Raw genomic sequence first — 278 nt, forward strand, 5'->3', positions numbered from 1 at the left:
GGAACGAGTCGCTCGTTCGAAGCGGCGCATGACATGGTGGTAGACTTCAGGGGCCTTGTGGCCGGCGTTCGTCATCAGCGTAGCAGCGCCTCGCAGCGCGTCGATTGTTGCCTTGAGGGCTGGGAACTGGTCATCTTCGTGATGAAGGTCCAGTTCTGAAGAGAGTTCGCGAAGGAGGTCGGTCAGCACTTTTGCGGTTGTCTGGTCGATGGTCATGTTGTGAGTCCCTGGTTGAGAATTAGTGGTATCTAATATATCTTTTTCAGTATGTAACTTAA

The 278-nt window shown here is 52.5% G+C and carries 1 protein-coding gene; it reads right to left on the minus strand.

All coding sequences use genetic code 11. The features are described 5' to 3' along the window. The coding region (locus EN804_RS36940) for a hypothetical protein (RefSeq protein WP_135902003.1) at positions 1-216 on the minus strand (216 nt) is incomplete at its 3' end. Positions 217-278: the final 62 nt, after the last annotated feature.

The sequence above is a fragment of the Mesorhizobium sp. M8A.F.Ca.ET.161.01.1.1 genome, assembly GCF_004792105.1.
Classification (GTDB): Bacteria; Pseudomonadota; Alphaproteobacteria; order Rhizobiales; family Rhizobiaceae; genus Mesorhizobium.